Source organism: Bradyrhizobium sp. SRL28 (genome assembly GCF_018596315.1).
Lineage (GTDB): Bacteria > Pseudomonadota > Alphaproteobacteria > Rhizobiales > Xanthobacteraceae > Bradyrhizobium.
On the sequence record NZ_JAHEAG010000046.1, the window covers coordinates 35030 to 41078 of the forward strand.

Genomic DNA, 6049 nt, shown 5'->3' on the forward strand with positions numbered 1-6049 from the left:
CAAGCCTTCGAGCAAGCTGGAGTGGACTCGTCGCGTCAGCAGCGTTGTTTTTGCGTACTACCACATTCCTCTTTAGCCGCGGTCGAAACGCCAAGCAAAAGAGCGGCAACGATTAACCCGAGGTCCGAATGAGACCTGAAGTTGCACCATTCGCTGCCGAGTCCGACTTGCGCAAGGCGAAGATCACCGGAGGGAAAGTCTTCGCTAGCGATTTTCGGGTGAAGGATATCGCTCAGCAGCTTGGTTGGCCTGATGAATGTGCCCATGCACTGATTATCCGTACAGCCTTCATTGACCGTCCCTTCGTCCGCCTGAACGTTGAACGCCTTGGCCCACAGAATCAGCCTTTTCGCACGATCACAGCTGATACCCTGGCGGAGCACGGTTTGGACAACACAGCCGGCACGGCAACGGGCGCAGGAATGTTGCAGCTATGCCCGCCGAACCGAGTACCGCAGTACCTAAGCCAGCCTCTGGCGATTCTTCTGTTTCAAGATTTCCTGACCTTCCGTAGAGCAGCACAGGAATTGCGGGAGGACCGCGGCATCGTAAGCTACGGTACCCCAACTCCAATTGCCGATGAACGGTCGACTGCGGAGCTGTTAACAGACTGGCGATTGTTGATTGCCCCCGCAATACTATCGACGCAGCACTACCTGCTGTCTCTCTCACAACATCAACTATCAAGTCAGTTCGACCACGGGCACCTTCGGCTCGAGAAAGACCAGTTTACTCGTGCGGACGTGCATGATCCGGTCGCCAATGCGATATACGAAGAACTGTTGAAAATGGCGCCCGGAGAATTCTGCGTTGAGACGACGACCTTCACGCAGCAAGTTGATCCTGCTTTCCTCGAACCGGAGACTGGCCTAGCGGGGGTCCAAAACGGCACACTTACAATGCTGGTTGGGACCCAAGCGCCTTATGCTGATTTAAAAGACATTCGCAAGGCTGTTGCTGCCGGCCTAGACAATCCTGCTATACGCGATGTCAAAATCCTCAGTGTCGACCTCGGGGGCGGCTTCGGCGGCCGTGATAAGTCGCCGTTCGTTGTCCAATTGGCCTTTGCCGCAGCTTTATCAGATCGCCCCGTCAGGCTGGCATATGACAGGTTCGAGCAATTTCAGGCCGGGTTAAAACGGCATGGCTCCGGCGTTCACACGTTGATATCAGCCAAGCCAGATGGCTCGCTTGATCGAGCGCTTGTTCACTTTGTATTCGAAGGTGGTGCTGAGCTTAATCTCAGCACGCCTGTGATGCAGTTAGGGGCCCTTCACGCGACGGGATTCTACAGATTCAACAAAGTCAGTGCGAATGGTGTAGTTACACGACGCCCCGTTCCTATCGTAGGCTCGATGCGAGGCTTCGGAATTCCACAGGTCGTTTTCAACATTGAAACGGCCATCGACAAGCTTGCTACTCTAAAGCTCAATCGCGATCCTATCGGCGTTCGCCGTCAGAATGTTCTGCAATACGATTCGGATCCGCAAAAAGCAGATCGCGACATAGCAGGTACCCCGCTCTGCTTCCATGTCGCCAATGCGGAAGTCTGTGACAGAGCTGCCGAACACCACCTGTGGAAGAATCGTGACGAAATCCGAAGAGAAGGAGCGGCAAGAGGCCTCTATTGTGGCGTCGGCTTTGCCGGTTGCATGGAAGCCTACGGAACAAGCGGAGATAGCCAATATGCTGCAGTGCAGCTCGAACTCGACGGGCAGATAACGGTCTGGAGCCAATCTGTAGACCTAGGTCAAGGAGCGCGCCGGTCTCTAGGAAAAGTCGCCGCTGACACATTCCGGGCTCCCGCCGATGTGTCGCTGGGCAACGCAGAGCCTTTCGTTTCCTTCGCAGAACAGCTGATCGCGAAGGGGACGACTTATGGCCATCAGGCTACGGCTGCATCGAAGACCGCATTTTTCCATGTTCACGTCTTGCGCCAAGCCTGCGACGCATTGATCAGGCTCAAGATCTTTCCCGGGATACGCGAACTGGTTAACTTCGATACTTCGGACGAAGACCTCTTCGATGCTTGGCGTTCGGATGGCTTCCACGTCGGCGAAGGCAAGCCCGTGTCGCTCAGTACGATCGCCGCACACCTTGATAGGACTAGCGCCCCGCGTTTCGCAATTGCGCATGGTTACTTCTCGAACGGCTGGTCTCGGGCCACTTTCATGGACGGGGAGCGGTCTTTCACATCTTTTATTGACGCCCTTGGCTTTGCCAAGGAAGCGACCTGCCAAGCCACCCTGGTGCCAACTCAAGGCGATCCAATTTTCCCGCCAGCGCACTCGGCTGTTGGAAAGACACGAGTCCCCCGTTCGGCGTACGCAGCCGGCGGCCACCTAGTGGTCGTGGAAATTGACCCAAAGTCGGAAAGTTTGCGGGTTACGGCTGCGGTCTCATTCCTGGATGCTGGCGATGCAATCACGGCGACGATCCTCCACGGCCAGGTTGAAGGTGGATTCCAAATGGGACTGGCTCATGCACTTTTTGAGCAGTTGCCGCCAGCAAGCGGTCAGGACCGGTTTGTAAACTTTGATCGATACATGGTTCCTCGAGCATCGGATGTTATTGCGATAGATCTAGAAACGGTTCTGTTACCTCTTCCTGAAGGCGGTGCGCTGAACGAGCTGCAGGCTAACATTCGCCATAAGGGGGCCGGTGAAATTACGATGACGACAGTCGCTCCGGCGATCGCAAACGCAATAGGGCACGCTCTGGGACATCACGATGAAGACGCTTGGCCTTCTGCGCTACCGATCAGATACAAAGACCTGAAAATCCGGAGCCGTCCAGGTGCTTAGAAAAACCACCGATGTCAGCCTCGTTATCAATGGTCAGCTTCATGACCTTGGAGATGCACCTGCCGACATGCATCTCGCGCACTACCTTCGCGAAGTCGTCGGTCTTACCGGAACCCGCATCGGCTGTAGCATCGGGGAATGTCGAGCATGCACGGTATTGGTTCGGCATTCGCCGACAGAACCACCCACAACGAAGCAATCGTGCATGATTAGCCTGCGTCATGTGAACGGGTGGGAGGTAACTACTATCGAGGGTGTCGCAGTGGGCGAACAACTTCATCCAATCCAGGACGCAATTCTTCACCACGATGCCATGCAATGCGGGTTCTGCAGCGCCGGATTTGTGTTGGCTGGTGTGGTTGCTTGCGAGCAAATGGCGAGTCTTGAGGGGCAGGATCTCGACACAGTCGTCGAAGCGGTAACGGGCCATAACTTGTGTCGATGCACGGGCTACGCTCGGTACCGCAGTGCAATCACGCAGGTCGTCGCGTCTTATGCCAAAAAGAAGTCCTCGGACACGCCGTCGTCGATCTCTGCGCATTTCGGAGCGGCTGTTTCAAGGGATCGCTTTCTGTCGACAGAAATGCCGCTCCGCGAAACGTTGTCTTCCGATATTCAAGACGCACTTCGGTACGTCCCGCTCTTTGACAACCCATTGCTCGAACTTATCAGATTGTTGCGCGATGCGGCCGAAATCGAACACTCCCTACTTGTCCAATATTTGTTCGCTGCGTTCTCGATCAAAACGCCTCAATATGCGGCCCTGGCAGGTTGGCCAAGCCACAGATACGGAGGCCGTCCCCTTCATGTGCTCGGCGTAGCGATTGAAGAGATGGTCCATTTGGATGTTGTGAATAATCTACTTTTCGCACTCGGCGTCGCGCCACATCTTGGCCGACAACAGTTCCCCTATGAACAAGAGATTTATCCGTTCGATTTCAAGCTTGAGGCATTGAGTTTGGAAACCATTGCGAAATACGTTTATGTTGAAGCATCCGCTCGAGCAGTTGACCCGGATGCGCAGACGAATGAGGAAGATAAGCTCTTCGTGGAGCGCCTGTACAAGGTGCTGGGTACCACTCGCCCAAACCGGGTTGGCTCGCTCTATCACAAAATCGAAGCGGTTCTCGATCAATTGCGGATGCGTCATCCGCGTCTCATTGACTTTGGGCTTTGGCAACGCCGGCTCGAAGAGGTGCGAGAAGAAGGAGAAAGCGAACACTTCGAATTCTTTCGCTCGTTGTTTGATGGCACGCATCCCGCGCTGCCGGGTCTTGAGGTCTGGGATCCGGCAAATCGCGACTACCCGGCATTCAAGCTGTCCGTGACGAGCGGTTTGCCGTTAACGGGCGAACCGATCCCGCACCACAAACACCCCGCGCTGAGGCATCTTGGTAATTTGCACTACTGGATTGTGTGTATGTTGCTTGATCAGTCGTACAGGCGTGGCGGGCGGTTTCATAATGCGGCGCGTAGGCACATGACCGGTCCGCTCCGCAGTCTGGCGACCGAGCTGGCGCGTGACGGAGAGGGGATGCCATTCGACGTCCTACCTTCAGGGTACGCGCCGGGGGCGGATACTTTGGTCAATTTACAACTGACCATGTCGATGCTTGGTGAAATTGCGTTTGCGGAGAAGCGCTTCGCGGCATTCCTGCCCTTTGATTACTCCAGTCGGTGCGCTCTTGAGACGACGCAGGAGTTGCGTATGACGTCCTGATGGCCGCAAACACTACCGAAATGACGGAAGTGCGCGCGATTGTTGTTTCAATTGTTACAGGCTATCGGTGGGGTGTTCCTCGATCTCCGAGAATTGTTGCATGGCGGAGGAACTTGGTCGCATGGAGGTGGGCTTCTAAATTGGTGAATAAGCGATCTCGACATCGCGTTCATTCTGCCAAACGCTGAATATCACAAGTACAAAGCATATCAGACGAACGGTCAGTCGGCACTGCTCCAAGCGGTCAAGAAATCAATTCAGAAGACCTACAGCACCTCCGAAAGTTTCGGCGATGGCCAAGTCGTCGTCATCACATTCACAGACGGTTTGACCTTTGGGGTGTTGCCGGTTTTCGAGAACAAAGACAGCGATAGCTTCACCTATCCGAACGCAAACGACGGGGGTAGTTGGAAGGTTTGCAATCCGCGAGCAGAAATTGCGGCGATCTCCAAGAGAAGCGAAGCGACCAACAAGAATATGAAATATCTGGCTCGCATGAGCCGCGTCTGGTGCAAACACTGCGACGTGCCAATGAGCGGGATGTTGGTCGACACTCTCGGCTATCAGTTCATTGAGAATTACCAGTACCGCGACAAGTCATTCGTGTACCACGATTGGATGATGCGCGATTTCTTCGATTTCCTTTCGAAGCAAGACCAGAAGCAAACGTACTGGCGTGCACCGGGTAGCGGCTCCTCAGTGACTAGAAAAGGTGTCTTCGGGTTCAAGGCCCGGAGCGCCTATCTTCGCGCGTGCGAGGCCAGTCGTATATATTTGAAGGGGTTCTCCCTGATCGGAAGGCCCCACTCGCGTCTCGCAACCTCGAATGCATGACGAAGGATGACCAGCTCGCGGCGCACTGACGGCGCATTGACCAGCTTGAGCCGGTCGTCGCGATACTGGCTGACCGTTGCGCCCTACAGATTGCTCAGGCTTGTTTGGGACATCCCGTGGGCCAATAGCTGGCGAATGCGCGACCGCTCAAAGACGGCCCCTCGCTTCCTTGGCGTGATCTACTGCTCGTACCGCTTCAGCAGATCAGCGATCGTTAGCTTTCTCATCTCCTTGATGTCGGTGGGCAGTTCCGCCCGATCAATTGATCGCTCCTTCCCACGTGCCCAAGCAATGGCGTCGGCGCGGGTCGCGAAGGATTTTGACAAGGCGGGATAGCCCAGCGCGGCGCACCTGCGCTTGCCACGTCTGGCCTCTTTTTCGGATCGTTGGCATGTTTTTCCGTCCAGCTGTGACAGGGCTGTGACGGACTGGGTTTTCCGAGAGATCAGGAAGCGCGAGCGCCAAGCAAAAACTTGAGTGAAATAAACACTCTAGTATTGTCGCGCCGCACCGGGCGATGATGATAACTACGTTTACGCTATAGCCCTCCAAAATGACGCCTGAAAATCAGCCTTAACCGACTGAAATGACAATATTATCCAGACAGTTGATTGCAAACCTCCCAGGGATTGGTTTTGGGGATCAGGTTCTGTAGGTCGTAATCCAGCAGGTTTTGCCGCGCCTCCATCGC

At 55.0% G+C, this 6049-nt stretch carries 3 protein-coding genes; all 3 read left to right on the forward strand.

Annotation, left to right across the window (positions count from 1 at the left end; genetic code table 11):
- The first annotated feature begins 128 nt into the window (after positions 1 to 128).
- The 3 genes from KIP88_RS39505 (at position 129) to KIP88_RS39515 (ending at position 5358) form a co-directional block, all read left to right on the forward strand.
- Positions 129 to 2804, forward strand: a complete 2676-nt coding sequence (locus KIP88_RS39505) for a xanthine dehydrogenase family protein molybdopterin-binding subunit (protein ID WP_214493548.1) — start codon at positions 129 to 131, stop codon at positions 2802 to 2804.
- Positions 2797 to 4524, forward strand: coding sequence for a ferritin-like domain-containing protein (locus KIP88_RS39510; RefSeq protein ID WP_214493549.1), 1728 nt, complete (start codon positions 2797 to 2799; stop codon positions 4522 to 4524). The genes KIP88_RS39505 and KIP88_RS39510 overlap by 8 nt, the downstream gene beginning before the upstream one ends.
- Before the next feature lie 162 nt (positions 4525 to 4686).
- Positions 4687 to 5358 (forward strand): hypothetical protein, encoded by a 672-nt coding sequence (locus KIP88_RS39515; protein WP_308163747.1) that lies wholly within the window; start codon positions 4687 to 4689, stop codon positions 5356 to 5358.
- The last annotated feature ends 691 nt before the right edge of the window (positions 5359 to 6049 follow it).

Coding starts and splice junctions, on each gene's coding strand:
- KIP88_RS39505 (WP_214493548.1), top strand. CDS start 129: ATGAGACCTGAAGTTGCACCATTCGCTGCCGAGTCCGACTTGCGCAAG.